21 protein-coding genes are annotated in these 26,528 nt (G+C 54.7%); 14 read left to right on the top strand and 7 right to left on the bottom strand.

Going from position 1 to position 26,528, the window contains the following annotated elements; all coding sequences use genetic code 11:
• Positions 1-35 precede the first annotated feature (35 nt).
• The 12 genes from hyaA (at position 36) to K0H79_RS08610 (ending at position 13,431) form a co-directional block, all read left to right on the top strand.
• Positions 36-1,172, top strand: a complete 1,137-nt coding sequence (hyaA, locus tag K0H79_RS08665; RefSeq protein ID WP_220077968.1) for a nickel-dependent hydrogenase small subunit — start codon at positions 36-38, stop codon at positions 1,170-1,172.
• 3 nt (positions 1,173-1,175) lie between these two features.
• Positions 1,176-2,879 carry a nickel-dependent hydrogenase large subunit gene (hyaB, locus tag K0H79_RS08660; RefSeq protein WP_220067652.1) on the top strand — a complete coding sequence of 568 codons (1,704 nt, stop codon included), beginning with the start codon at positions 1,176-1,178 and terminating at the stop codon, positions 2,877-2,879.
• A 9-nt stretch (positions 2,880-2,888) separates the two neighbouring features.
• On the top strand, positions 2,889-3,605 hold the full coding sequence (cybH, locus tag K0H79_RS08655) for a Ni/Fe-hydrogenase, b-type cytochrome subunit (RefSeq protein WP_258405505.1): 717 nt from the start codon (positions 2,889-2,891) through the stop codon (positions 3,603-3,605).
• 152 nt (positions 3,606-3,757) lie between these two features.
• Positions 3,758-4,315: a HyaD/HybD family hydrogenase maturation endopeptidase gene (locus K0H79_RS08650; RefSeq protein ID WP_220077967.1), complete on the top strand. Its 558-nt coding sequence runs from the start codon at positions 3,758-3,760 to the stop codon at positions 4,313-4,315.
• A complete protein-coding gene (locus K0H79_RS08645; protein WP_220077966.1) occupies positions 4,302-6,125 on the top strand; it encodes a NiFe hydrogenase in 1,824 nt (607 codons plus the stop codon). Before K0H79_RS08650 ends, K0H79_RS08645 begins: the two co-directional genes overlap by 14 nt.
• Positions 6,126-6,154: 29 nt before the next feature.
• The gene (hypF, locus tag K0H79_RS08640) at positions 6,155-8,470 is read left to right on the top strand and encodes a carbamoyltransferase HypF (RefSeq protein ID WP_220077965.1); all 2,316 of its coding nucleotides are present in this window, start codon (positions 6,155-6,157) and stop codon (positions 8,468-8,470) included.
• A 103-nt stretch (positions 8,471-8,573) separates the two neighbouring features.
• Positions 8,574-9,350 carry a hydrogenase nickel incorporation protein HypB gene (gene hypB, locus K0H79_RS08635; protein ID WP_220077964.1) on the top strand — a complete coding sequence of 259 codons (777 nt, stop codon included), beginning with the start codon at positions 8,574-8,576 and terminating at the stop codon, positions 9,348-9,350.
• A 3-nt stretch (positions 9,351-9,353) separates the two neighbouring features.
• Positions 9,354-9,614, top strand: coding sequence for a HypC/HybG/HupF family hydrogenase formation chaperone (locus K0H79_RS08630; RefSeq protein WP_220067647.1), 261 nt, complete (start codon positions 9,354-9,356; stop codon positions 9,612-9,614).
• Positions 9,592-10,752 carry a hydrogenase formation protein HypD gene (gene hypD / locus K0H79_RS08625; RefSeq protein ID WP_220077963.1) on the top strand — a complete coding sequence of 387 codons (1,161 nt, stop codon included), beginning with the start codon at positions 9,592-9,594 and terminating at the stop codon, positions 10,750-10,752. Before K0H79_RS08630 ends, hypD begins: the two co-directional genes overlap by 23 nt.
• Positions 10,742-11,746 carry a hydrogenase expression/formation protein HypE gene (hypE, locus tag K0H79_RS08620; RefSeq protein ID WP_258405504.1) on the top strand — a complete coding sequence of 335 codons (1,005 nt, stop codon included), beginning with the start codon at positions 10,742-10,744 and terminating at the stop codon, positions 11,744-11,746. Before hypD ends, hypE begins: the two co-directional genes overlap by 11 nt.
• On the top strand, positions 11,746-12,141 hold the full coding sequence (locus K0H79_RS08615) for a hydrogenase maturation nickel metallochaperone HypA (protein ID WP_220077962.1): 396 nt from the start codon (positions 11,746-11,748) through the stop codon (positions 12,139-12,141). The genes hypE and K0H79_RS08615 overlap by 1 nt, the downstream gene beginning before the upstream one ends.
• A 219-nt stretch (positions 12,142-12,360) precedes the next feature.
• The gene (locus tag K0H79_RS08610; RefSeq protein WP_220077961.1) at positions 12,361-13,431 is read left to right on the top strand and encodes a GGDEF domain-containing protein; all 1,071 of its coding nucleotides are present in this window, start codon (positions 12,361-12,363) and stop codon (positions 13,429-13,431) included.
• A 48-nt stretch (positions 13,432-13,479) separates the two neighbouring features.
• Here the strand turns inward: K0H79_RS08610 and K0H79_RS08605 are convergent, their stop codons facing one another.
• The gene (locus tag K0H79_RS08605) at positions 13,480-15,267 is read right to left on the bottom strand and encodes a VRR-NUC domain-containing protein (RefSeq protein WP_220077960.1); all 1,788 of its coding nucleotides are present in this window, start codon (positions 15,265-15,267) and stop codon (positions 13,480-13,482) included.
• Positions 15,268-15,269: 2 nt separating this feature from the next.
• Complete coding sequence (locus K0H79_RS08600) at positions 15,270-15,548, bottom strand: peptidylprolyl isomerase (protein WP_011759780.1); 279 nt, start codon at positions 15,546-15,548, stop codon at positions 15,270-15,272.
• Between the two features lie 116 nt (positions 15,549-15,664).
• Here K0H79_RS08600 and K0H79_RS08595 point away from each other — a divergent pair, with 116 nt between their 5' ends.
• The gene (locus tag K0H79_RS08595; RefSeq protein ID WP_220077959.1) at positions 15,665-16,084 is read left to right on the top strand and encodes a secondary thiamine-phosphate synthase enzyme YjbQ; all 420 of its coding nucleotides are present in this window, start codon (positions 15,665-15,667) and stop codon (positions 16,082-16,084) included.
• A 41-nt stretch (positions 16,085-16,125) separates the two neighbouring features.
• Here K0H79_RS08595 and K0H79_RS08590 read toward each other — a convergent pair whose 3' ends face one another.
• The 5 genes from K0H79_RS08590 to K0H79_RS08570 all read right to left on the bottom strand — a co-directional run bounded on the left by K0H79_RS08590 (position 16,126) and on the right by K0H79_RS08570 (position 23,406).
• The gene (locus K0H79_RS08590) at positions 16,126-18,303 is read right to left on the bottom strand and encodes an EAL domain-containing protein (protein WP_220077958.1); all 2,178 of its coding nucleotides are present in this window, start codon (positions 18,301-18,303) and stop codon (positions 16,126-16,128) included.
• A gap of 106 nt (positions 18,304-18,409) precedes the next feature.
• Positions 18,410-19,624, bottom strand: a complete 1,215-nt coding sequence (locus K0H79_RS08585; protein WP_220067862.1) for an RsmB/NOP family class I SAM-dependent RNA methyltransferase — start codon at positions 19,622-19,624, stop codon at positions 18,410-18,412.
• Between the two features lie 341 nt (positions 19,625-19,965).
• The gene (locus K0H79_RS08580; protein WP_220077957.1) at positions 19,966-21,213 is read right to left on the bottom strand and encodes a sugar MFS transporter; all 1,248 of its coding nucleotides are present in this window, start codon (positions 21,211-21,213) and stop codon (positions 19,966-19,968) included.
• Positions 21,214-21,490: 277 nt separating this feature from the next.
• The gene (locus tag K0H79_RS08575; protein WP_220077956.1) at positions 21,491-23,125 is read right to left on the bottom strand and encodes an alpha-glucosidase family protein; all 1,635 of its coding nucleotides are present in this window, start codon (positions 23,123-23,125) and stop codon (positions 21,491-21,493) included.
• A 23-nt stretch (positions 23,126-23,148) separates the two neighbouring features.
• Complete coding sequence (locus K0H79_RS08570) at positions 23,149-23,406, bottom strand: hypothetical protein (RefSeq protein WP_220077955.1); 258 nt, start codon at positions 23,404-23,406, stop codon at positions 23,149-23,151.
• Positions 23,407-23,630: 224 nt separating this feature from the next.
• Here K0H79_RS08570 and K0H79_RS08565 point away from each other — a divergent pair, with 224 nt between their 5' ends.
• The gene (locus K0H79_RS08565) at positions 23,631-26,453 is read left to right on the top strand and encodes a TonB-dependent receptor (RefSeq protein WP_220077954.1); all 2,823 of its coding nucleotides are present in this window, start codon (positions 23,631-23,633) and stop codon (positions 26,451-26,453) included.
• Positions 26,454-26,528: the final 75 nt, after the last annotated feature.

The raw sequence follows: 26,528 nt of genomic DNA, 5'->3' as shown, positions 1-26,528 counted from the left end.
TGTTTACAACTTAAAAACAAAAAAAGGTCGTCACCATGGATACACATGCAGCCCTCTACGAGCAAGGAAAGCAGCGACTTGAAACGCTGCGCTCCCTGCCAAGGCGCCATGACGAGACCATCTTTGACAAGATGGCTCAACATGGCATTACCCGTCGTGATTTTATGAAGTGGAGCGCCTCGGTTACCGCCATGCTGGCGCTGCCGTTGCCCTTCTCTAAATTGGTGGCAGAAGCGGCCGAACTGGCTGACCGCGTGCCACTGATTTGGTTGCACATGGCCGAATGTACCGGCTGCTCAGAGTCGCTGGTACGGGCCGACACGCCAAATCTCGACTCCCTTATCTTCGACCATATCAGCCTCGAATACCACGAGACTCTGATGGCCGCTGCCGGTTGGCAAGCGGAGGAAAACCTCGAACACGCCCTGGAAACTTATAAAGGCAACTACCTGCTTGCAGTGGAAGGTGCCGTACCCACCGCCAATAACGGTGCGTTCCTGACCGTGGGTTGTAAAGGTCACACTGGCCTTGAAATCATCAAGCATGCGGCCGAAGGCGCGGCAGCCATTGTATCTGTGGGCACCTGCGCCTCCTTCGGTGGTGTTCAGGCCGCTTACCCCAACCCCACCGGGGCCAAAGGGGTACACGAAGTGGTCAGCAAGCCTGTGATTAACCTGGGCGGCTGCCCACCGAGTGAGAAAAATATCGTTGGCACCCTGATGTATTTCATCATGTTTGGCAAACTGCCTGCGCTGGATATGTTCAATCGTCCCAAATGGGCCTATGGCGCCCGGGTACACGATAACTGTGAACGTCGCGGCCGCTTCGATGCCGGTGAGTTTGTTGAAGAGTTTGGCGATCATGGCGCCAAAGAAGGCTACTGCCTCTACAAAGTCGGCTGTAAAGGCCCTTACACCTACAACAACTGCCCCACAGAACGCTTCAATCATCATACCAGCTGGCCGGTGCTCGCGGGCCACGGCTGTATGGGCTGCTCTGAGCCAAACTTCTGGGACGACATGGCCGACTTTGAGAAGCCACTTGGCCGGCAACTGCTGCATGGGCTTGATGCCACGGCCGACACCATAGGCGCCGTTATTCTCGGTGCCACCGTTGTCGGTATCGGCGCCCATGCCGTTGCCAGTGTATTTGCGCAAGCCAAAGAGGACTAAATCATGAGCCAACGTGTTGTTATCGATCCCATCACCCGCATCGAGGGCCATTTGCGCGTCGAGGTCGAGGTAGATGAGAACAATGTGATTCAGAACGCCTGGTCCTCTTCCACCCTGTGGCGCGGCATTGAGGTTATCCTCAAGGGCCGTACGCCCATGGACGTGGGCCTGATTGTGCAGCGTATTTGCGGTGTGTGTACCTATTCCCACTACCGCTGTGGTACTGAAGCGGTGGAAAACGCCCTCGGGGTAAAAATTCCACTTAACGCCAAGTACCTGCGTTCACTGATGCAAACTTCGCTCTATATGCACGACCATATAGTGCACTTCTATCACCTCCATGGTCTCGATTGGGTGGATGTCGTGTCTGCACTCAGTGCCGACCCAGCCAAGGCCGCTCAGGTGGCGCTCAAGTATACCGACAAGCCTATCGCGGCCGGAGAAGGTGAACTTCGCGCTGTTCAAGAGCGGGTAAAAGGCTTTGTGGAAAAAGGTCAGCTCGGCCCCTTTGCCAATGCCTACTGGGGCAATGGCACTTATAAGTTTACCCCCGAGCAAAACCTGATTGCCCTGTCCCATTACCTCAAAGCGCTGGAAGTGCAGCGTGTGGCTGCCGAAATGCTGGCCATCTTTGGTGGTAAGCAACCTCACCCTCAATCTCTGGTGGTGGGCGGTGTGACCTCGGTACGTGACATGTTAAGCCCAGCCCGTCTGCAGGAATGGAAACAGAAACACGCCTATGTAACCGACTTTATCAAACGTGCCTATCAGGCCGATATTGTTATGGCTGCTGAAGCCTTCGGTACTGAGCCTTCAGTGCTTGGCGGCGTGAACGTGAAAAACTTCCTGGCCACAGACGACTTTGTACTGGCCGATGGCGAGTACATGTTCAACGGCGGCGTGATCATGAACGGCGATCTGGCCGGTGTCAGCGACATCAATCCAGATTTGATTGCCGAAGACGTGACCCATGCCTGGTACAGTGCCGACAACGCCCAGCACCCCTATGATGGCACCACAGTGCCTAACTATACGGGCTTTGTTGAGCGCGACACTGTGTACGGCAAACTGCCTACCCTCGATGGTGACGGCAAGTACTCCTGGGTGAAATCGCCACGCTATAACGGTGAGCCTGTGGAAGTGGGCCCGCTCTCCAGCCTGCTGGTCAGTTACGCCCGTGGCAATAAGGTAGTCGTGGATGCCGTTAATGCTCTGCTCGCCCGCACCGGTCTGCCGGTGGAGGCGCTCTTTACCACCCTGGGCCGCACCGCTGCACGTATGTTGCAAACCGTGATAGTGGCCGACGAAGGTCTGCGTACCTTCGATGCCCTGTTGACCAACATTCAGTCAGATGAAGCCACCTATGTGAAGCCTGAAATCGATGCCAACAAAGAGTACGTTGGTCACGCCATGATTGAAGCGCCTCGCGGTATGCTGAGTCACTGGATCCGTATCAAGGGCGGTAAAGTCGAAAACTATCAGGCTGTGGTGCCCACCACCTGGAACGCGGGTCCGAAGGATGCCAACGGCAAGATTGGTCCTTACGAGGCTTCTCTGATTGGGTTAAAGCTTGAGGATCCTACCAAACCGCTGGAGGTCATCCGTATCATCCACTCCTTCGACCCCTGCATGGCTTGCTCGGTACACGTAATGGACTTCAAGGGCGCGAGCCTGTCTGAGTTCAAGGTGTCACCAAACGGGCTCTAAGGAGGCAGTATGAACACCCAAGTTAATACGCCGCCTGCGGGCGGCAAGCATGACGCAAAGCACGAGGTGCATACCGGAGAGTACCAGCGGGAGTTTATCTTCACTGCCGCTATCCGACTCTTCCACTGGCTGAGGGCACTGGCGATTCTGGTCCTGGTTATTACAGGTTTCTATCTCGCCTGGCCATTTTTGGTCGCGCCCGACTCCAGCGATGTGTTGGTTCAGGGCTGGGTGCGGTTCGGTCATCTGGTGTTCGGCTTTATGCTGTGCGCCGTGACGCTCGCCCGTGCGTATCTGTTCTTTTTCAGTAAGCACGATATCGAGCGGCGATCCATCCGCGACGTCCTCAGCATCAACAGCTGGATTACCCAACTTAAGTCCTACCTCTGGATGGGTAAGCTGAACAAAGCAGGTGTGTATGGGCCACTGCAATTTGTGACCTACTTTGCGATTTCGGTGATTGCCGGCGCAATCTGTGTCACAGGGCTGATACTGTATGCCAATGTTTATCATGAAGGCATGGGTGGCATGCTCTGGGGCATGGTGAGCACCCTGACCGCCTGGATGGGTGGCCTTGCCGAAGTGCGGCTGTGGCATCATTACTTTACCTGGGTATTTATTGTATTCGTGGTAATCCACGTTTACATGGCTGTGTGGACTGGCATTCGCTTTAAGCACAACTCGGTAGACTCCATCGTCTCCGGATATGACTACCACAAGCATTAATCCGCGTAATGATGACAGTGCGCCATACCACAAGGGAAACCGGTGGTATGGCGCTACTTACACCCCGCAGGCATTGCTATCCCGACTATTACCCGGCGCCTTGGTAACGATTTCGGCGCTGCCCTCGTTGCGAGGCAATTGGAGGACAAAGGATGAAAGTCCTGCTACTCGGCATTGGCAATATACTCTTCGCCGACGAAGGCGTAGGCGTACACTTTGTCAATTATATATCTGAAAATTATCGTTTTACCCATCCGCTACACTCCCTTGATATTCTCGATGGTGGCACTCTGGCCCAGGGCCTGACTCCCATCATTGCCAAATACGACCATCTGATTGTGTGTGATACGGTCAACGCCCCCGGGGTACTGCCCGGCGAAGTGTATTTCTTTGATTTTGATGCAGCGCCCGCTGAAATTGACTGGCAAGGCAGCGCCCACGAAGTCGAAATGCTGCAAACCCTCACCATGATGGAGATGCTGGGTGACAGGCCAAAAACCTTTGTGCTGGGTGTCACCCCTACCGTGCTGGAGCCCATGCACCTGGGGCTTACTGAGGCACTTGGCAGCGCCATTCCTGTGATGGAGCAGGCGCTGTTAAACCACCTGAAGCAATTGGGGTTTCAGTCTGACCGTATTGCCGATAAACCCATTACCAGTTTTTACCAGGACGGGATCACCCGCGAGGTACCAGTGGATGAAAACCATTAGTTTTGAATTTGTCACATCCCGGGCCGTGCCCTTCTATCATCAAACTCTGGTTGCTCTGGTAAACCAGGGGGCGCCCCATGTTGAGCTTCGCGCACAGATCAGGGAGCCAGAGTCAACGCCCGGCCAAGGTGAGGCTGACCACTGGTGTTATCAGTTGTTGGCAAGCGGCCAGCAGTCCCACCTCGAAGCCTTTGCCGATGAACTTGCCGCCAAGTTTCCCCTGTCATGCTTTTTGCTGGACGCAAAGGTGAAGGCCTTAACACAAGAAGACATTGACTCGCTGTCTGAGTCCGATTCAGTGGGGAATGAAGCGCGATGTGACGACGCTGACTACGAATACAGTCTGCCATTTTGTGGCCACTGTTTTCCAAGACTCGGCGACAACCAAAGCCCGGAGTTTGGCTTGGTTACATTAAGCTGTCCCCATTGCCACGGAGAGCAGCAACTGCCAGCGGGCGCACCAACACTGGATGAACTCAAACAGCTTGCCGCCAGCCTGATAGCCGATGGCAGCCTGGCCCTTGATGGCAAAACCTATCAGCTGTCGGGCTATACCGCCGCCAGCAGTTTGTTATTCACCAATCCCAATACCCTGAGCAGCCATTTGGCGGTTTCCGATGCCGACGTTCTGGCACTGTCCAGCATCGAAAAGCCCCGATTACGGCTACTGCCCACCAGTGAGCATCCACGCCTTAAAGCCCCAAGTTACAGAGTCAGGTTTGCACAGAGTCGAGTGGAACTGCTGCTGTGTGAGCTTTTGCGGGTTAAAGGCATAGAGTGGCTCTATGTGAATAAAGACAATGCCACGGATATCTGCGCCGTGGATGGGCGCTGGCAGGTTATCAGCGAGTCTGGGGCTCGAACCCTGCGACTGTCCAACCCGCCGCTGCACCATCCGCCGTTGCACAATCAGGCCAGCGCTGCCGGTTATCAGGCCCATACCCATAAGGGCACAATTCGCCTGACTCCCACGGGTTTTGCCAGTGTGAAGTCACCTGCTCTACTCGCCTTGCGAGGTCAGCTGCAAGCCACTGACAAGCGCCTCGCCCATCACGCCAGTTTGTATCTGGGGGGGAAAGGCGCACTGGAAATTGCCACTGTTGACGGTAACGGAAAAGAGGAAATCTTCTTTACCCAAACGCCGCTGCCGGAAAATGGCTACGAGATTTACCGCCTGCTCATGGAAAGCCCACAGCGCCAGGTGCTGGAAAAATTCAAGAGCCTCTTTCCCCAGGAATGCCTGTGCATGCTTGACCTTATCCTGTCCCCCACCGCCGAGCGCGGTAACTTGCAGGGGATCTGGGCATTGGGCGCCTGCATACTGGGTCTGGGGCTCAATAAAGAAAAGCCCTCGGTGGAATACCTTGCCGATGCCCTGGTGGCCGAAGCACAAAAGTTTCGTGGTCAAAGCGCGCCCCGCATCGATTATCCGCTGATCCGGGGTGAGGCCGTTCGCTCCTTCAATTGGTGCAAAACCCTTGGAACCCTGATGAGCTTCCGCCTCGCAGGTGATACCGATGCGCCCAAGCTGGCGTTTGCCATGATGGACTCCCTTGCCGACTATCTGGCCAATTGGATTGAACATCTGGACTTGAATGTGGGGGTAAAGCAGGTTTATCTCAGTGGCAGTGAGCTTGCCAATCCTGTGCTTGCCAAACGTATCTGGTTAAGGCTTGGGAAAAACTTCCCCTTGCTTACTGCACCGGAGCTGGATTTGGATGGCAGTATTTTTGCCCTTGGCAGCCTCTATACTGAAACCCCAAGGCGCTTTGGCGCCCTTGGCCGGGAAGCGCATTCGGTTAAAGACTGACATAGAAAAACAAGGCAATACAGTAACCCATGAGTGTAAAGATAAGCCTTCACATCACAGGTATAGTTCAGGGGGTTGGTTTTCGGCCCCACGTGTTTCGCCTGGCCCATGAGCTCGGGCTTGGCGGCAGTATCCGCAACGATGCTGAAGGCGTCTTTATCCGATTGACTGGCCCGCAGTACAAGGTCGATGACTTTATTGAAACGCTGCGAAGTGACCCGCCGCCACTGGCGCGGATAGACGGTTTCACCCTGATAGCCGATGACGGCCCTGACCTTGACGAAACCCGCTTTGTCATTGAAGAAAGCCAGGCAGGCGGTGAAGCTCAGGTCGTTGTATCCCCGGATAAAAGCATGTGTCCGGACTGCCTGGCGGATATCCGCAACCCCAACGACAGGCACTATCGCTATCCCTTTACCAACTGCACCAACTGCGGCCCCCGCTACACCCTGATAAAAGCCTTGCCCTACGACAGAAAGCATACCTCCATGGCGCACTTTGCCATGTGCCCGGAGTGCGAGGCCGAATATAAAAACCCGCTGGACAGGCGCTACCACGCCCAGCCGGTCAGTTGCCCAAATTGCGGGCCACAACTCAGCCTCACCGGGCCGGACGGCAGCCTTATCAGCAGCAATGCTGAATTCTGTCTGGATGAGTGCGCGCGATTGTTAAAACAGGGCGCCATCTTCGCCATCAAGGGTCTTGGCGGCTTTCATCTGGTGTGTGATGCCACCAACGAGGAGGCCGTGAGCAGCCTGCGGGCACGTAAGGTGCGTCCGGCAAAGCCCCTCGCCGTGATGGTCAAAGACCTTGCCGCGGCCAAACACCTTGCCGATGGCGCAGAAGAAGAATGGCAATTGCTGTGCTCCCGGGAACGCCCCATCGTCATCTTAAAAAAAACCTCAGCCCGGCCCGGCAGCTCCCAAGCTCCTGTTCCGTGCAGTGAGCTTGCCGCTTCCGTGGCGCCCGGCATCGACCGCATAGGGCTTTTTTTACCCTACACGCCGCTGCATGCCTTGCTGCTGGACAGCGTTGACCGCCCGCTGGTTGCCACCAGCGCCAACCGCAGTGGTGAGCCCATCATCATAGATGCTGCGGATATTCACCAAAAACTCGCAGGCGTAGTGGACTATATTCTCAACCACGATCGCCCCATAGTATCCGGCTGTGACGACAGCGTGGTCCAATGGTGTGCCGGACAGCTGCAGGTTATCCGTCTCGCCAGGGGATATGCGCCGCTGGCAATGCTCAGCCCCAAACCCAGCCAATCCCATCTGATGGCCGTTGGGCCTCAGCAAAAAAACACCCTGGGCTTTGGCCTTGGCCATAACCTCTTTTTAAGCCCCCATATAGGCGATCTCTTCAGTATTGAGGCCGAAGATTACTTTATTCGAACTCTGGAGAGTTTTAAGCGCCTCTATCAGGTAGATCCCGGCTGCGTGGTAGCTGATCATCACCCGGATTATGCCCCAAGTCGTTTTGCCCGACGTTATGCACAAAACAGTGAACGCAGCATTGAACTCCTCACAGTTCAGCACCACTTTGCCCACATATTGTCGGTCATGGCGGCCAACTCCCGCAGCGAGCCTGTGCTGGGATTCAGCTTTGATGGCACCGGCCTCGGTGATGATATGAGCCTGTGGGGCGGCGAAGTGCTGCTGTGCAGCGCAACCCATTTCGAGCGCCTCGGTGGACTCAGGCCCTTTGCCCTGCCCGGCGGCGACAAAGCCAGCAGCGAACCCTGGCGGGTGCTCTTGAGTCTGCTCTTAGGTCGTCTGCCTGTGTCACAGCTTCAGGGACTGCCTTGCTTTGCCCATTTGAGTCAGCCCATGCTGAACAATCACCTCAAAGTCATCAATCGTCCCGGCACCTTGCAGAGCTCATCCATGGGACGCCTCTTTGATGCGGCGGCAGCCTTGCTGGGTATTTGTCAACGAGTCGAGTTTGAAGGCCAGGCTGGCATGTTACTGGAAGCCTTTGCAGCCCGGGCAACCGGCCCCATCCCCACCCTGGTGCTGGAAGAAAAAGGCGGCCAATGGGACGGCGCAGCGCTGCTGGTGTCCATGTTGGAGCAAATGGACACACTCGATACCTCACCTGAATGCCTGGCTAAGGCCTTTATCAATGCCATCGCCGATGCCATCGCCGAGAAAGCCCGTCATTATCCCAATCTACCCGTGGCACTGAGTGGCGGCGTATTCCAAAGCCGTACTCTCGCCAATGCCACTGCCAAGAAGCTTTCACAGCAAGGGCTTAAGCTTCTGCCTTGGGGTCAGGTCCCGGTAAACGATGGCGGTATCGCCCTTGGCCAACTTTGGTACGCAGTTCACAGTTTTGGCCAATAAGTGCGCCAGATTGTCCCGTCATTCCCAAATGCTGACCCATATCAAATCTTTCGTTAATCAGCTGTATCAGAATTGTGCCAAATAGCCCAAGGAGACTCCCTACATGTGCCAGGACTGTGGCTGCTCATTACCGCGATTCGGGATGCAAGACACCCATCAACACGCTCATGAACACCATGAGCTCACCACCAATCCCCAACTGAACGACGCCAAAACACTGTCGGTTATCCATAAGATTCTGGATAAGAATGATGTGGAAGCGACCCACAACCGCAGCCACTTCGAAGCCCGTCAGATAAGTGCCTATAACCTGATGAGCAGTCCCGGCAGCGGCAAAACGACCTTGCTGGAATGCTTGCATGAATATCTGGGACTCACCTACGGCGTGATTGAGGGGGATCTGGAAACCTCAAAAGATGCCGATCGCCTGCTGGCGAAAGGTATCCAGGCAGTGCAAATTCAAACCGGCAGCGCCTGCCATCTGGATGCCTTTATGGTCCATGGTGCCCTGCACCGCCTTACCCTGGATGAAGGCAGCATTGCCTTTATCGAAAACGTGGGCAATCTGGTGTGCCCTGCGAGCTATGATGTGGGAACCCATCGCAATATTGTGCTCTTATCCGTGCCGGAGGGTGACGATAAAATTGCCAAATACCCGGTGATGTTCCGCCGGGCGGATCTGGTGCTAATTACCAAGTCCGATCTCACTCCTTACTTTGATTTCAGTATGGAGAGTGCCAAAGAGAGCCTGAGGGCGCTCAATCCCCAGTGCGAAGTGATTGAATTGTCCATCAAGGATGGTCGTGGCATGGACAGGCTCGCAGCCTGGCTCAAGCAGGATCACAGCGCCCGTTATCATGCCGATGTCGGGGGAAACTGAGCTATGTGCCTTTCTGTCCCTTCTGAAGTAGTAGCCTTGCATGACGATGAGCAGGCCATTACCGTCGATACCCTGGGGGTTCGGCGAAAAGTCAGTCGCCATTTGCTCAGCGACGAAATCCAAATCGGTGACTACGTGTTGATCCACATCGGCTTTGCAATGAATAAAATTGACAAAGAAGATGCACTGGAAAGCCTTAAGCTGTATCGCGAAATCGCAGAAAAGCTGGAGGCAGAAAGCCATGCCCAATCAAGCTATCAATGAACCTGATTCATCGCTGAAGTTAAAGTCCCTTTACGAAGGCTTTCGTGATGCAGGGACCATTCGGGCACTGGCCGCCCGGATAAGCAGCGCGGCCATAAATCTCTCTGAGCCCCTGTACATCATGGAGGTGTGTGGTGGCCATACCCACACCATCATGAAGTACGGTCTGCTGGGGCTCATACCGGACAATGTGAAATTTATCCATGGTCCCGGCTGCCCCGTGTGTGTGATGCCCAAAGAACGTATCGATCAGGCCATTGCCCTGGCAAAAATGGATGACGTGATACTGCTGACGCTCGGCGACATGATTAGAGTTCCCGGCTCAAAAGGCAGCCTGGCACAGGCCAGGGCCAGTGGCGCCGATGTTCGCCCCCTGTACGATCCCCTGGATGCGCTTGCCATCGCCAGAGACAATCCCGACAAGACAGTGGTGTTTTTTGCCATTGGCTTTGAGACCTCCACTCCCATGACTGCAGTGCTGCTGCAGCAATCCGAGCGCGCCGCCCTGCCCAACCTGCTGTTTCATATCAATCATGTGCTGGTGCCGCCCGCCATCGATGCGGTGATGGCCGAGCCTGCCACCAAGGTGAATGCCTTTATCGGCCCTGCCCATGTGAGCGTGATAAGTGGCGCCAAAATCTATCGCCGGGCGGCAGAAGTGCACCATACCCCTGTGGTGGTCAGCGGTTTTGAACCCGTGGATGTGATGGAGTCCATTTTGCGATTGGTGGAGCTTAAAAATCACGCCGAATCCGTGGTTGAGGTGCAGTACAGCCGCGCAGTGTCTGAAGAAGGTAACCTGACAGCCCAGGCGCTGGTGGATGAATACTTTGAAGTGCGTGACAGCTTCCGCTGGCGTGGATTGGGGCCCATTCCTCAGTCCGCCCTGAAACTCAAAGACAAGTATGCCCACAGGGATGCCGAAATCCATTTTGGCGGTCGTTTACCCGTAGCGGAAATCGACGATCACAAGGCCTGCCAGTGTGGAGACATTCTGCGTGGTCTTGCCAACCCCATGGACTGCAAAGTCTTTGGCCGTGGCTGCACCCCCCAAACGCCCCTTGGCAGTTGCATGGTCAGCTCCGAAGGCGCCTGCAATGCCTATTACCGCTACCATGGAGTCCAGCATGTCGACTAACAGTATTCAGCTCGCCCACGGTGGCGGCGGCCTGGAAATGAATAAGCTCATTCGTAACCTGTTTTTCAAGGCCTTTGATAATTGCATCCTCAGAAATGAAGAAGATGCCGCGCTTCTGAACCTGCAGGGCCCCACCGCCTTTACCACAGACTCCTTCACCGTATCACCACTGTTTTTTGCCGGGGGTGACATAGGCAAGCTGGCCATTGCCGGTACGGTCAATGACTTGGCCATGATGGGCGCCGAGCCCCAATATTTAAGCCTTGGGGTCATCATCGAAGAAGGCTTCCCCATGGCCTCCCTCGAAACCATAGTGGCTTCCATGGCCAGCGAGCTGAAAAAGTGCGGCGCCAAAATCGTCTGCGGCGACACCAAGGTGGTTCCCAAAGGCTGTGCCGATGGACTTTTTTTAAACACCACAGGGGTGGGCCGTATTGTGAAACCGGGCTTGTCAGCCAAACACCTGGTACCCGGTGATGCGATTCTGGTGTCCGGTGACATAGGACGCCACGGCGCGGCCATCCTGATGGCCCGGGAAGGACTGGAGCTGGAATCCGGCCTTGTGAGCGACTGCGCCACCCTGTGGGGCGCGGTTGAGCAGCTTTTGGTGCATCCTTTCGATATCCACGCCATGCGCGACGCCACCCGGGGCGGTCTTTCCGCCGTACTTAATGAGTGGGCCGCGGCCTCTGATGTGATGATAGAAGTCGATGAGGCTGCCGTCCCTGTGAGCGATGAGGTGAAGGGCCTGTGTGAACTCTACGGCTTTGAGGCCACAGATCTCGCCAACGAAGGCACCTTCGTCATGGCGTTGCCAGCCGGGCAGGCTGAAGGCGCACTGGAAGTGCTCAAGCGTTTTGGCCATTGTGAGAATGCAGCCATCATAGGCCGCGTAGGTGAGAGCCCTGCCGGGCGTGTGATACTTCACACCCCATGGGGCAGTAACAGATACCTCGACCTGCCAGCCGGTGAATTACTGCCAAGGATTTGCTGATGCATGAATTTTCCATCGTCCAGGCGCTGCTCGACAGCTGCGAGCAACATGCCCGCAGCGTCGGGGCTAATGGTATCAGTCGGGTCAGCATTCGCATTGGTGCCTTGAGTGGTGTCGAGCCTGCCCTGCTGGCCACCGCTTTTGATACCTTTAAGTTGGATGGACGCTGCGCCAACGCCACTCTGGACATGGAAATTGAGCCCCTGAGGCTCGATTGCAATGAATGCGGTTATCAGGGCGAGGCCGATGGCCACAGGGTGCTGTGTCCAGAGTGTCAGAGTCCCTTCACCCGGGTAACCGGCGGTGAGGATATGTTGCTGTTGCAGCTTGAGCTCACAGACACAGCCAGTACAAATACCGACAGCCCAGAATCCAATGGCTCCGCCATCCAATAATGTGTGCGGGTAAGTGTATCTGCTTTATGGGGCGACATTCGATGCGTTTCGTCGTTCGGCCGCCCTATTTTCACTACCCCCTTACTAGGAGGCAGGGCATATCGCTGAAATACTCACATCCTTCAGCGTAATACTCTGCAGAATCAGGAAAATCAGAAGCAATTTAGGTAACGCTTTTGTATAGTATCCCGAATCAAGACGTCATTCGGGTAACTCAAGGTGCAACTGGTCTGGCAGGTTCCCAAACGTGCAGCGCTGCTGTTTCATCTCGTGGCCATGGCGACCCTGGTGCTTTACTGCGCCTACCGCCTATCCCTTGGTCACTGGCCCATGGTGTTTATTTACAGCCTGTCACTCATCCCGCTCACCCTGTCGTTTGTTAAAGAACTCCGTGGTCAGTCAAGCCCGGTGAATCGCATGATCACCCTGCTATTGGTGTCCATTGGTATCGCAGCCACCTGCCTTGAAATTGGCTACGCCGGGATGATTTTTATCTTCCCTGCCATCTTCATTTATTTTTTTCTGTTTAATATCCGCGCTGCACTGATGCTCTCGAGTCTATTTACCGCCCTTTGCCTCATCTGCGGCGCGCAGGTGGAGGCCAGCGATGTGATAGCCCGCTTCGGGGTGGCGTCGGTGAATTGCATCATTTTTGGTGCGGTATTCGCCTTTATCCTTGCAAAGCAGCACGACTCTTTGGTGCAAATTGCCCAGCGCGATCCCCTTACGGGGTTGTTTAATCGAAGCAAGCTGGAGTTGGATCTGGCTGCCATCGCCCCGGCAACGCCCGCCGTACTCATGCTGCTGGATGTAGACCACTTTAAAAGGATCAATGACGTACATGGTCATCAAACGGGCGATAAGGTGCTGACTTCGTTGGGAAAGCTATTGGATGCCCTCATGCCGGATGTGGCGACCGCTTACCGTTTTGGTGGGGAAGAGTTTCTGGTGCTGTTTAACCCGGCCGAACCCTCTGCTCATAATGAGGCTGCGCTCAATCTTGCCAAGACAACCGCGGCCCGGTTTCAGGCGGCGCTGCGCTGTGTCGATGCGGTGCCCGGCAGCACCATTACCTGCTCCATCGGTATTGCCCAGCGGCACACGGGCGAACATCAGCAGCCCTGGTTTGCCCGGGCAGATGCTGCCCTCTATCGCGCCAAGCGTTCAGGAAGAGACCGGGTGTGTATATTCGAAGAGGCTTTTGACGGCGAACACATATCCTTAAAAGACACTGTGACCAACACAGAAACCGCTATGGAAGACATGGATACGGGTATGGGAAACAGATAATGCATAAGCGGTAGTCCTGCTGCGCCACGAAGCCTTTCGCAAGGTGGATTAAGGAAGTGTTTCTCCAATGCCATCAGTCGCATCTCCCGTTCGCCATGTCACCCACAAAACCTCACTCACCATCTCTTTCCTGCCAAGCCAGCTCAGCCAATCCTTTTGATGATCGGCGAGGCGATCGCCGGGTCCTTTCACTTCGACAAAGGCAAGCTGCCCATCCCGAATCAACACCAAATCCGGAAAGCCGCTGCGTCTGGCACGAAGATCCGGCAATAATCTCTCCACCAGCGACGCTACAAAAGGGCCTGTGAGATGAGGCAGCAAAGAGGCAAAAAGGGTTTCGCTCCACAGCGTCCAATTCACCCAGTCATTGGCAATGCCGTGCTTACTGTGAAAATGACGGCTAAGCATGGAGATATCCCCCTGATTAAGCGCAAGCATGCGCTCATCAAGCATGGCCTGACGCCGCGTACTGAACTCCGGCTGATACATGTCCGATGGCGCAGTTTGAAACGGATGATCAAAAGCCCCTTTTACCGGCGCAAACAGGATATCCCACAGTGCCAGCCCAAAGAGGCCACAGCTGAAGCTGTTTTCCAGGTGCCAACCCGCTATACCCTGAGCCTCAAAGTGTTTGATAACGGCATACTCAGGCCCAACCTCCTCGGCCAACTCCAGTTTGAGTTCACACAGCTTCAAGGGGGCAGTGTTGCGCCATGATAAACCTGCTTTTTTGGCGAGTCTTGGCAACATACGCAGGCTGGCATGGTACTCCTCATCGGCCAGCGGCGATTCAAAGAGTGTCATCGCCCCGTCAAAGGCTTCTTGGTATCGGCCAAGGGCTTCCAGACAGCGCACCCGCCGCTCACGGGCAGGCACGAGTTCCAGGCCTTGATACAGTCCCAAAGCCTGCTCGGTTAAGTCCCTGCGTTCATATTCTCTGGCGATCCGGCTTAGCAGATGACGTAGTTTGCGCCCTTGCCTGCCGGTATCGCTGACAAACTCAGCCTTTGGTTCAGGTGGAAATCCATGGCTTAAAGATGAAGAAAGCTGGGTTTTGAGCAGCTCAACCAAGTCTTCCAGTACAGCCAGGGGAAGATGTCTTGTGTCTTCCAACGCTCTGGCAACATCAGCACACAGCAAGGCGAGTTCGACTTCATGGCGACTATCAAATCGTCGGTTGGCCTCATCCAGCCCATAGTTTTCGTAGCGGCGATAACCGAGTTCGGTGACAACAAACTCGTCCGATTGCTGCCAGGCATTGCCAAAATACAAAAGCCTTAAGGTGTCATGGGCAGAAGCAACATCGAGCCTTAGGACATCCTCTGTGAATTGCGCCGCTATACCTGGCCAAAGCCCCGTTCCATCCCCGTGGACGGCATCATCAGCAAAGGCAATAAGCTGCTGTTTGGTTGCAGTTTTTTGAGGTCGTGAGCCACGAGATTGTTCAGCGTTCGCCCTTGAATCCGCCCCCTTTTCTATACCGACACTCAGGAGCTTCGAAATGGCCGCAGCAAGCTCATCACGGGTAATAAGGGATGGAAGAATATCCTGCCCGGGTAAGGCCCCAAGGGTGACGAATCCGTGCTGCTTAAGCTCATGACAGGCCTGGGCCAAGTCAGGAATGTCTGGGTAACTCAGCTTACTGATACGAAAATAATCACCGCGACGACTCAGTAGCCGTACAAGGAGTCTGAGCGCACCTTCTGACAGGGTGTCAGCGCAATTCAGGAGTTTAAGCTCGTCTTCGGACAAAAGATCCCGATAGCGTCCGAGGCCACTTAGCAAAAGTCTGAAGTGCCTGAGGTAATAATCGGGATCCTCGAGGGTGTTAGCCAAGTTCAGTTGCGGTAGATGGTTTGGATAAGATGGAAACCAAAACGGGTTTTAACCGGGCCATGGACTTCCAGTATCGGCTTTTTAAACACCACATCGTCAAAGGCTTTAACCATCTGCCCCGGACCAAACTCACCCAGATCGCCGCTGCGGCGCTTGGAGGGGCAAAGGGAATACTGCTTGGCCAGTTTGCCAAAGTCTTCTCCCTTGTCGATACGGGCTTTCAGTTTTTCTGCTTCTTCGCGGGTTTTGACCAAAATATGTCTGGCACAGGCTCTGGCCATGGGACTCTCCTCAATCTTGCAATGTGTCTATTCTACCCCAAAGCGCTTCCCAAGGCAGCGCTTGCATGACTCAGAGGGCTTTCATACACTGCGGGTTCAAAAATGGGAGATGCCTAATGTGGTTTCAAAAAAGCTTCAGCCTTGGCCCAAAGCGCCGCGGGTTTCATTTGGTCACAGAGGAAATAATCGCTCAATTGCCAGAGCTTGCCGATGTAACCGTGGGATTACTGCATTTGCAGCTACTGCATACCTCTGCCTCGCTCAGCCTGAACGAAAATGCCGACCCCACGGTAAGGCAGGATTTTGAAAGCTTCTTCAATCGGACAGTAAGGGAAAATGAGCCCTGGTATCGCCACGACTACGAAGGCCCTGACGATATGCCGGCACACCTGAAATCCAGTTTGCTGGGGACCAGTCTTATCCTGCCCATCAGCAAAGGACGACTGGCACTTGGCACCTGGCAGGGTATTTACCTTGGCGAGCACCGTAACAGTGGCGCAGAGCGGCGTATTATCGCCACCTTGCAGGGGGAATAACGGCGCAGGGAGAATAGCAGCGCCGGGGGAATAGTCGCGGCTTAGTTTTGGGCGCGGAGCAGCGCCATCAGCGCCGCTTCATCCATGGGGCGATGCAGTAAAAAGCCCTGAGCCTTTAACACCTGATGGCGGCACAAAAATTCAAGCTGCTGTGGGTGTTCCACCCCTTCTGCCACCACACACAAGTCCATGGCGTGGCTCATTTTGATAATGGCCTCAGTAAGTGCCTCGCCTTTGCCGGGCTGGCCCACGGTCGCCATAAATGACTTATCAAGCTTGATGCAATCCATCGGAAAACTCATCAGATACGCCAGCGACGAATAGCCGGTGCCAAAGTCATCGATAGCAATCCAAATCCCCTGTTGCCGAAGCTGTTCGAGGGTCTTGATAAGACCCGAATTGGTTTCAAGCAGCAGCGACTCGGTAATTTCAAGGATAAGCCAGGAGAGATGCGTTGACTCTATGCTGTGCTTAAGCAGTGAGCCCAGAAAGCAGGCTTGCTGAGCATCTGACCAGAGCTCAAAACTCGATACATTCACCGACAGTTTAATCGGTGTATTGGCCCGGCAAAGCGTATCTATGAGCTTCAGGGCTCGGTGACGAACCAGCTCTCCAATGGCCGGAATTAGCCCGGCGCTCTCGGCCAAGGGAATAAATTCGACGGGCGAGATATCTTCCCCTTCATACCGCCAGCGCAGCAAAGCTTCGGCCGCAATAATTCGCTGGCTGCTAATATCCACTATGGGCTGATACACCAAGGTCAGCTCATCAGCGGCTATGGCTTCCTTCAGCGCCGATGTTAAGGTCGCCGTTCTTGCAGCGCTTTCCCGCATCTGGGGGGCGAAGTGACGCCAGGTACTGCGACCTGCACTCTTGGCACAGTACATCGCCTGATCCGCCGCCTGAAACAAGTTATCGGGAGTGAGACCATCGTCGGGATATCGTGCAATTCCCAGACTGATGCCACTGTGCAGGCGCCTGCCTTCAATATCAAAGGGGTGCGACATGGATATCACCAACTGCTTGGCCAGCGCATCAGGTTCAGCTCCATCGGCAGTCAAAAACAGGGCAAACTCATCTCCTCCGACCCGGGATAACAGGGCCGATAACCGGGCATTATCAGGCAATAACGACTGCAGCCGATTGGCAGCCATGCGTAAAAGTTCATCCCCCACATGGTGACCAAAGCTGTCGTTGATATATTTGAAGCGGTCTAAATCCATGACAAACAACCAAAATGGCTGGCTTTGAGCACAGGCACTGGCCATGGAGGACGATAGCAAAAAACGGTTGGCAAGACCGGTAAGCGAATCATAATTTGCTTGATACTCAATCAGTTTGGCCGCCTTTTGTCTTTCAGTGATGTCACTCATCAACCAACCGTACATGGCGCCATCACCCTGGGGATCGGCAATTGGCGTCACCAGGACTTCCACGCGCCTTTCCTGAACGTCATTCCCCCCAAGAGTGAACTCCCCACTGAAACTGTTGCCATTTTGCAATTGCTGCGCTAACTGACAAAGCATCTCAGCCGAGCATGCATCAAACATTTTTTCAGGCTCGAAAGCCTGTAACGTGGGATTAAACCAGTTTTTAAACGGAGGATTTTTATACAGCAGCTGCCACTTATCATCGGTAATGGCGAGTGCCATAGGCATTTTATTGAAGATCCGCGCCACCAATTGCTGATATCGCTGATCGCGACTGCGTTCAATGGCAAGGGCTGCCAGCTTACCGCCCTCGGCGATAAACGTCAGCTCGCCGGTTGTGGGCGACTTGATAGTGTCATGATACAGCGCGAAGGTGCCAATCACCTTGCCGTGGCTGTCTTTGATTGGTTCTGACCAGCAGGATTTAAGCCCGGCCGCCAAAGGTAAGCTGTTATAAGGCTGCCAGTATTCGTGGGTGGCGATATCACTTACCACCACCCTTTCACCCAAAAAGGCGGCACTGCCACAAGAGCCGACGCCGAGGCCGATTTCAGCGCCATGGACAATCCGATTGAATTCTTCCGGCAGCCCGGGCGCGGCGCCGGTGAGCAACCGACTGCCGTCTTCACTGAGTAGCAGGACAGAGGCCACAGTACCGCTGGTCTGAGACTCTATCAGCGCGGTCAGGGCGTGGAGGATCTCAGACAGGGGCCTATGTTCAAGCACCATAGCCAAAATGCCGCCATATCCGCGCACACCAAATTCTTGTGATTGTACATCCCTGCCCATGAAGGCCCCCGTCGGTAACCTCGTACATCTTGTATATTATTGGCCAAAGGCAAACACAAGGAGACTTTTGTCTTAACACTATGCCAGTACAGACTGGTAACTTGTGTTATTCGGCTATCCGCTCCAATTTTGCGAGGTAAAAACCATCGAAGCCCGATGTGGCCGGGGTAATATTTTCATCTTCCAGCAAACGGAAGTTGGGATTGGCCGCCAAAAACGCATCAACCTGGCCACGGTTTTCACAGGGCATGATTGAGCAGGTGGCATACACCAGAATGCCGCCCACCTTGACCATTCGGCTGTAGCTGCCAAGAATATGAGCCTGCAGCTCCATCAGCACCGGCAAACGCTCCTCGGTATCGCGCCACTTGGCATCGGGATTACGCTTGAGCACCCCAAGACCGGAGCAAGGCACGTCCAGCAGCAATCTGTCGGCGGACAGTTTCAAACGTTTAATGGTTTTACTGCCGGCAATAATGCGGGTCTCCACGTTGTGGGCACCGGCGCGGCGCGCCCGCTCTTTGAGGTTATCCAGCTTCCACTGTTCAACATCCATGGCAAGCAGCCTGCCCTTACCCGCCATGGCAGCGGCCAGATGCAGTGTTTTACCGCCGGCACCGGCACAGGCATCAATCACACGCATCCCGGGTTTCACATCCAGCGCTGCGGCAACCAACTGTGAACCGGCATCCTGCTGCTCAAACCAACCATCGGCAAAGGCCTTGGTACGAAAGAGTGCGGCATTGGAGGTCACTTCGAGTGCTGAATCGACATTATCGACAGGGATTGTCTGCACCCCTTCAGCGGCAAGGCGCTGCGCCAGTTCATCCCGGGTACACTTAAGGCCATTGGTGCGCAAATAGCGCTTGGGAGCCAAAGACAGGGCCGCACGCTCTGCCGCCCAGCTATCACCCAGCTCGGCCTGTCCGAGTTTATCCAGCCAGTCAGGACATCCGTCCCACAAGAGTGGCGCGGCCTTGGCACGCTCGAGGCGCTCTGCAAAAACCGCATCTTCAATATCCAGGGTGTATCTGAGACGCGGAATGGCCAAACCATGGAACCTGTGCCAGGCATTCAGTACCCTGCTGCCTTCGCGCTCGATGCGCTCCGGTGTGGTATCTGCGAGGAAACAGAAAAGATTCAAACGCCGGATAAGCTCCCCGGTTACCGTGGCAATTCTGGCCTGCTCTTCACTTTCCAGCTTAAGGCCCGAAAAATGGCGTGAGTAGGCCCTGTCCAGGGGCGAGCCTTCTATCAAAACCTGATTGAGGATCCCAAGGACCAATTCGGCAGAAGAAGGCGATAAAGGCGATGCGAGCATGGTGGCTATCCGGCATTGAAAAAACAGCGGGATCATAGGAGGTATTGAGTCCCTTCGCAAGGAAGAACACAAAGGCAATCGCGGTTTATGCAGGCTGGCTTTGACGTTGGGCAAGGGATCGACAGCCTGTTGTGCCCTTTTCGTGTCCTCGGCGGGCTCTTTCACTCGCCCCTTGAAAACCCAATCAGTGACATCTTTATTGCGCCTGCTCACGCCTTCAGCTTATTCAAACAGAAAACTTGCGTTTACCCCTCTGGCTCCAGTCAATAAAAAAGCGCCTTTACGGCGCCTTTTTCTCGAGTCCTCTGCCCAGAACCTTTTATTGAAATCCTGCCAATGGCTCAGGCCCTGGCGGCCACAGGCTTACAGCCCTTCAGACCATAGAAAAGGATGTAGCCGTAGCACAGCACCGGCAGGATAAAGGAGGCAGACAAGCCAACAGAATCGGCCAGGAGCCCCTGCAGCAAAGGCACCAATGCGCCACCTACAATCGCCAGGCATAGAATACCTGAGCCCTGAGCGGTCGCCGGACCCAGGTTTTTCAGTGCCAGACTGAAGATGGTCGGGAACATGATGGAGTTAAACAGCCCCACTGCCAGAATCGCCCACATAGCCAGGGCGCCACTGCTGTTCATGGCTACCAGTACCAGCAGGGCCGCCATGGTGGCATTGAAGCCCAGCACCTTGCCGGCATCCACTTTTTGCATCACGGCCGCACCGATAAAGCGGCCCACCATGGCGCCGCCCCAGTAGAAGGCGATGTAATGGGCCGCATCGGCCTCGGCCATGCCCGCCACATGGGATTCACCCAAAAAGTTCACCAAAAAGCTGCCAATGGCCACTTCACCGCCCACGTAAACGAATATCCCGATGGCGCCGAGCACCAGATGGCGATGGCTCAGGGCACTGTGACCGCTGCTTGTGACTTCATCTTCCTGGTCATGGATGTGGGGTAACTTCAGCAGCGCAAACACCACTGCCAGCACTATCAGCATGCCGCACAGCAAAAGGTAAGGCAGCTTGACCGCATCGGCTTCTGCCTCGGCAGAGGCGCCGACTGCCACCGACAGGATAAGCACCGAGCCAAAGGCCGGGGCTATGGTGGTGCCAAGGGAGTTAAATGCCTGGGTCAGGGTCAAACGACTCGAAGCGGTTTGCACAGGTCCCAGCGCCGTAACATAGGGATTGGCCGCCACCTGCAGCACAGTAATGCCGCTGGCAAGCACAAACAGCGCCCCCAGGAATACGCCGTAAGTGGCCGATACCGCCGCCGGATAAAACAGACCGCAGCCCAGCGCCGCAGTTAACAAGCCAACTACTATGCCCTTTTGGTAGCCGAGGCGTTTTACCAGGGCTCCGGCCGGTACCGATACCAGAAAATAGGCGCCGAAGAAGCAAAACTGGATCAACATCGCCTGGGCATAGTTCAGGCTGAATACCGCTTTCAAATGCGGAATAAGGATGTCGTTAAGACAGGTGATAAAGCCCCACATAAAAAACAGTGTGGTGAGTGAGGTCAGCGCAAAACCGTAACGCCCTCCCTCGGATGCGCCTTCATGCCGGGCAGTAACAGGTACGCCAGAAGCCATAGTCTTCTCCTTGATTATTATCGTTATTTCAATCTTTTTTGGTCGAGGTCTACAGCTAAGCTTACCCCATGTATTTCATGTCGGGCGCAATTTGCAAAGCGCGGCTGGCCTTTACCTTTGGTATCGGCCGCACTTACCTGGCCCTGGGAGCGGTGACACAGCTTATCAGCTATTCCCTGCCCCAATGTACTGAAATCGGTTTGACTTAAAGCGACGTTGAACTCACTCAAATGAGACCGAATCCCATGCTTTGCAGGCCAAATCCGCTCCCCGGGATTTAATTACCCAATAGCAGAGCCCCGTGGGGCGCAAGCTGAATACTGTCGGCGCCATCCAGGCTGCCGCCTTCAAGGCCATGGCCTTCAAGCAGCTCCCAGGACTCACTTCCAGGAATAGCCATTACCTGCGGCTTATCAGATAAATTGAACACACAAAGCACTTTTTTATCGCCGCTCACGCGTTCGAACGCCAGAACGAGCTCTTTGCTATCAATAAATTTAATCTCACCACTCACCAAGGCGGGCTGAGTGCGACGCCACGCCATAAAGCGGCTGAACTGATTCAAAATGGAATCCGGGTCGGCGCTCTGGGCAGCGACGTTCAGCACCCGGTGTTCTTCCGGCAGTGGTAACCAGGGCTTGGTGCCGGAGGTCATCTCACCAAATCCCATAAAGTCGCCTTCTGCTTGCCAGGGCATGGGGGTGCGACAACCGTCGCGGCCTTTAAAGTTGGGCCAGAACGCGATACCGAAGGGGTCCTGCAGCGCATCAAAGGGAATATCGGCTTCGGTAAGCCCCAACTCTTCCCCCTGGTACACGCACAGACTGCCACGCAGACATCCCAGCATGGCCGACAGCATCTTGGCCATTCGAGGGGTGCCCTTGCCCTGTCCCCAGCGACTGATAACCCGTTCCACATCGTGGTTGCCTATGGCCCAGCACGGCCAGCCATCACCAATGGCGCCTTCGAGAGCTTCCACTGTGCTGCGGATATAATCGGCGCTGTAGTCTTTGGTGAGAAGCTCAAAGCTGTAGGCCATATGCAGGCGATTATCACCCTTGGTGTATTCGGCCATGGTGGCAAGAGAGTCTTCGCTTGAGACTTCGCCCAGGGTCACAGCCCCCGGATAGCGGTCAATCAATGAACGCAAATCTTCAATGAAACCAAGGGTTTCAGGACGCTCATTGTTGTACCAGTGATACTGATAGGCGTAAGGATTGTCTTCAGAGAAACCACGGCCCTGACGCTTATCGGCCGGTTTGGCTGGGTTATCACGAAGCGCTTTATCGTGGAAACAAAAGGTAATGGCATCGAGGCGGAAACCATCCACGCCCTTTTTCAGCCAGAACTCAACGTTATCCAGCACGGCGCGGCGTACGGCTTCACAATGGAAATTCAGATCCGGCTGACTCTTCAGGAAATTGTGCAGGTAATACTGCTGGCGTCTTGGCTCCCATTCCCAGGCGCATCCCCCGAATATGGCCAGCCAGTTGTTGGGGGGCGTACCGTCTTCACGGGGATCGGCCCATACATACCAATCGGCCTTGGGATTGTCACGGCTCTGGCGGCTCTCGGCAAACCAGGCATGTTCGTCTGAGGTGTGGCTGAGTACCTGATCGATAACCACCTTCAGTCCCAGCGCATGGGCTTTGGCGATAAGCTCGTCAAAGTCATCCATGGTGCCAAACATGGGATCCACATCCAGGTAGTCACTGATATCGTAACCAAAGTCCTTCATCGGCGAACGGAAGAAGGGCGAGATCCAAATCGCATCCACATTGAGGCTGGCAATGTAGTCCAGACGCTCGATGATCCCTTGCAGATCGCCAATACCATCGCCGTTACTGTCTTTAAGACTGCGCGGGTAAATCTGGTAAATGGCAGCGCCGCGCCACCAGGGATGAATGCTCATTGTTGTCCCTCAATTCAGATCATTTAGGCCGGATTTTCCGGCTTTATAACGCCCATGGCTGTTGGCGTTTTGTTGCCAATGCGTAAGCGCAGCCAAGAAGCTGGATGTTGCATGGAGGATACGTGACAAGCAAAAGGGCCTTCAATAGAGCTGCATACGTATGCACAAAATGAGACACCGCCGCTTGCGCGCGCCTCATCCATATACTTATATTCTTTCATACACTTAAGCATCAAAAAATGGTCAACAATAGCCGCAACCCCCTCCTCATTGGTGGTCATTTTCCTCCCTGACACGGCTTTGAATACGTATGCACTTGGTTGAGCAGGAAGAAAGGGCGGGAGTAGTATCGTCACCGTTGTGCAACATGTTGGTCATAAAAGCAGCCTTATGCAGTAATTTAAGTGCATGAATGCCCAATAACATTAATAAGCAATGACTGTTGTCCCAACATCCAAGCAAGCTCGCGGGCATGACATGGGCCGCGACCAAAGGGGAAAGATGAATGATGCAATTTAAACCAAACCTGCTGACCGTGGCGTTACTCGCTGCCGGTTTCAGTATGCAGGTACTGGCAGCCGAGCCTTCTGAAGAAAAAGATGTAAACAAAGAAGAAGCTGCCAATATCGAAGTGATCACCGTAAAGGGTTTTCGCACCAGCGTGATCAAGTCGCTCAACGAAAAACGTTTTGGCGACACCGTCTCTGAATCCATCTCTGCAGACGATTTGGGCGCCCTGCCCGATCAGTCCATCGCCGACGCCCTCACCCGCTTGCCCGGCATCACTGCCGTGCGTACCGGCGGCCAGGCCAGCGGCCTGAACATCCGTGGCTTGGATGGCGACTTTGTGTTTGCCACCTTGAATGGCCGCGAGCAGGTCACCACCGGCAGTAAGCGTGCCATCGAGTTTGACCAGTATCCTTCCGAGCTCATCAGCCAGGCCGCCGTTTACAAGTCACCCAAAGCCTCTTTGATTGAAGGTGGCGTAGCCGGTACCGTTGAGCTGAAAACCGCTGACCCACTGCGCGCGGCAAAAGAGCAAAACTTCACCTTTAACGCCCGCGGTGCCTTTAACGATCGCGCCGATGAAGTTGCCGATGCCAACGAGTATGGCAATCGCTTGAGCTTCTCATATCAGGGCAAGTTCCTCGAAGAAACCCTGGGGGTTGCCCTAGGTTACGCGCACCTGTACCAGCCTTTTGTTGCCAGCCAGTTTATTGGCCTGCGTTTCAACGATGCCAAGAAAGATGTCAACGGTGATGGCGTAGTTGAGTCCATCAGCGAAGGCTTTGAAATGCAACAAAAAGGTGGCGAAGACACCCGTGACGGTTACATGGCTGCCATTCACTGGCGCCCCAATGACAACTGGTCTTTCAAGGGTGATTTGTTCCACTCACAGTTCGATTCAGAAAACTTTGCCCGTGGTTTCCGGGTGAAGTCGCTGCAAAACGGCACCATCACCAACGCCAACATTAAAAATGGCTCCATGATTGGCGGCACCGTGAGCACAGACGGCACAGACAACTTTGCCCTTTTTGTGGTGAACGATAACGACTCCAAGTATTCAGAGCTGACCTCAGGCTCTTTCAACGTAGAGTGGAACAACGGCGATGCCCTGACCGTTTCAGCCGACATCAGCTACTCCAAGGCCGATGGCGAGTTTGTGAACGGTGGTACCCGTGCAGTGGTGTATCAGGATATCGACAACGAAATCCGCGCTGCCGAGTCCATCAGCTATCAGCTGAACGACCTGAACCCTGCCTCCATCTCGGTCACCAATGACTACACAGATCTGAGTACTCTGGGTCTGAAAGAAGTGGGCATGTGGCCCTACAACCAGCAAAACGACCTGATAGCGTACAAGCTGGACTTCAACTATCAGCTGGATACCGCTTTTGTCTCATCAGTCGAGTTTGGCGTGCGTTACTCTGAGCGTGAATTCAACGCCCAGCGTTCTCAGGCAGGTTACGGTTTCGAGTTTGGCCACAACCCGGACAACCAACCCGTACTGCGTCTGACCGAAGACATGACCAGCGTGGTTAACTTTGGCGGCGAGCTCGCCGGTTACCCAAGCTTCCTTGCCATCGACTTCGACAAGGCCGTTGATCTGGTGAATGCCCAGCTCGCTGCCACAGGTCAGGATCCTTTCGCCCCTACCGCCAACTGGTCCAATAACTGGACCATGATCCAAAGCGGTGCGGTAAACGAAGATGTGTTGGCCGGTTATGTTCAGGCCAACCTGGAGTTTGATCTTGCCGACGTGAAGGTAACAGGTAACCTGGGTCTGCGCGTGGTGCATACCGATCAGTCCAGTACCGGTCTGCAGCAGGTTGGCTTTGGTCTGGGTGAAGCCATCACCGACGAAAAAGGCGTGGTAAGCACAGATTATATTCGCAACGAAGTGGGTAAAACTTACACCGATTACCTGCCCTCGCTGAACCTGAACTTCCATCTGACCGATAACGATCAGCTGCGTTTTGCTGCCGCCTCCGTGATGGCGCGTCCGCCCATCGACAAGCTGAAGTCAGGCATGGGCAGCTGGTATGACGATGCCTCCACTCCCGGCTACAAGAAGTACAACGCATGGGGCAACACCAGCCCGCTGCTGGATCCCTTCTACGCCGATCAGTTTGACCTGTCTTACGAGCACTACTTCGAAGACAGTGAAGGCGCCGTGGTCGTAGCTCTGTTCTACAAAGACATCAAGTCTTTCATCAACAACTTCACCATCCAGCCATTCGATTTCGAAGCAGCCGGTTTCCTGGTGCCCGATACCATTATCGACAACGGTGTTGAGTTCCCGGTGGTGAAAGACGAAGGCCAATACCAAACCGCCATCAACAACGACAAGGGTGGCTACATCCGCGGCGTTGAGCTGGCCTACACCCAGGTGTTTGACTTCCTGCCCGATCCTTTGAGTGGCCTGGGCTTCACCGGCAGCTACTCTTACTCCGACAGTGAAGTACAGTTCACCACCGACCTGAGCGGCTCTTCTCTGGATATTCCGCTGCCTGGTTTGTCTGAGCACGTGGTTAACACCACCCTGTTCTACACCCTGGATGGCTTCGATACCCGTTTGAGCATGCGTTATCGCAGTGGTTATGTGTCTGAGCAGGTTGCGGTTGAAACCCAACTGGCCTTCTTCGATGCCGAAACCATCTTCGACTATCAGGCGTCTTACGCGCTGGATAACGGTCTTAAGTTCCTGTTCCAGATCAATAACCTGACAGACGAGCCCAACAAGACCTACTTCGGTGAGGAGTATCAGACAGGGACCATCCAGTCCTTCGGTCGCCAGTACTTCCTGGGTCTGAGCTACTCAATGTAAGCGGCTTTTTGAAAGCGGCACCCTGAAAAGACCTGCCCCAGGGCAGGTCTTTTTATTTGTTTACCAGTCAACAGG

The organism is Shewanella sp. FJAT-52076, from assembly GCF_019457455.1.
Classification (GTDB): domain Bacteria; phylum Pseudomonadota; class Gammaproteobacteria; order Enterobacterales; family Shewanellaceae; genus Shewanella; species Shewanella zhangzhouensis.
The sequence above is the reverse complement of the archived record's forward strand: the minus strand, read 5'-3'. Positions and strand labels throughout refer to the sequence as shown.

Bases quoted from the DNA above. Each gene is read 5' to 3' on its own strand.
- K0H79_RS08645 (WP_220077966.1), top strand. From the start codon at position 4,302: ATGAAAACCATTAGTTTTGAATTTGTCACATCCCGGGCCGTGCCCTTC.
- hypE (WP_258405504.1), top strand. From the start codon at position 10,742: ATGTCGACTAACAGTATTCAGCTCGCCCACGGTGGCGGCGGCCTGGAA.
- K0H79_RS08630 (WP_220067647.1), top strand. From the start codon at position 9,354: ATGTGCCTTTCTGTCCCTTCTGAAGTAGTAGCCTTGCATGACGATGAG.
- hypB (WP_220077964.1), top strand. From the start codon at position 8,574: ATGTGCCAGGACTGTGGCTGCTCATTACCGCGATTCGGGATGCAAGAC.
- K0H79_RS08580 (WP_220077957.1), bottom strand. From the start codon at position 21,213: ATGGCTTCTGGCGTACCTGTTACTGCCCGGCATGAAGGCGCATCCGAG.
- K0H79_RS08570 (WP_220077955.1), bottom strand. From the start codon at position 23,406: ATGACCACCAATGAGGAGGGGGTTGCGGCTATTGTTGACCATTTTTTG.
- hyaA (WP_220077968.1), top strand. From the start codon at position 36: ATGGATACACATGCAGCCCTCTACGAGCAAGGAAAGCAGCGACTTGAA.
- K0H79_RS08575 (WP_220077956.1), bottom strand. From the start codon at position 23,125: ATGAGCATTCATCCCTGGTGGCGCGGCGCTGCCATTTACCAGATTTAC.
- hypD (WP_220077963.1), top strand. From the start codon at position 9,592: ATGCCCAATCAAGCTATCAATGAACCTGATTCATCGCTGAAGTTAAAG.
- K0H79_RS08565 (WP_220077954.1), top strand. From the start codon at position 23,631: ATGATGCAATTTAAACCAAACCTGCTGACCGTGGCGTTACTCGCTGCC.
- hypF (WP_220077965.1), top strand. From the start codon at position 6,155: ATGAGTGTAAAGATAAGCCTTCACATCACAGGTATAGTTCAGGGGGTT.
- K0H79_RS08615 (WP_220077962.1), top strand. From the start codon at position 11,746: ATGCATGAATTTTCCATCGTCCAGGCGCTGCTCGACAGCTGCGAGCAA.
- K0H79_RS08600 (WP_011759780.1), bottom strand. From the start codon at position 15,548: ATGGCCAGAGCCTGTGCCAGACATATTTTGGTCAAAACCCGCGAAGAA.
- K0H79_RS08590 (WP_220077958.1), bottom strand. From the start codon at position 18,303: ATGGGCAGGGATGTACAATCACAAGAATTTGGTGTGCGCGGATATGGC.
- K0H79_RS08585 (WP_220067862.1), bottom strand. From the start codon at position 19,624: ATGCTCGCATCGCCTTTATCGCCTTCTTCTGCCGAATTGGTCCTTGGG.
- hyaB (WP_220067652.1), top strand. From the start codon at position 1,176: ATGAGCCAACGTGTTGTTATCGATCCCATCACCCGCATCGAGGGCCAT.
- K0H79_RS08595 (WP_220077959.1), top strand. From the start codon at position 15,665: ATGTGGTTTCAAAAAAGCTTCAGCCTTGGCCCAAAGCGCCGCGGGTTT.
- K0H79_RS08650 (WP_220077967.1), top strand. From the start codon at position 3,758: ATGAAAGTCCTGCTACTCGGCATTGGCAATATACTCTTCGCCGACGAA.
- cybH (WP_258405505.1), top strand. From the start codon at position 2,889: ATGAACACCCAAGTTAATACGCCGCCTGCGGGCGGCAAGCATGACGCA.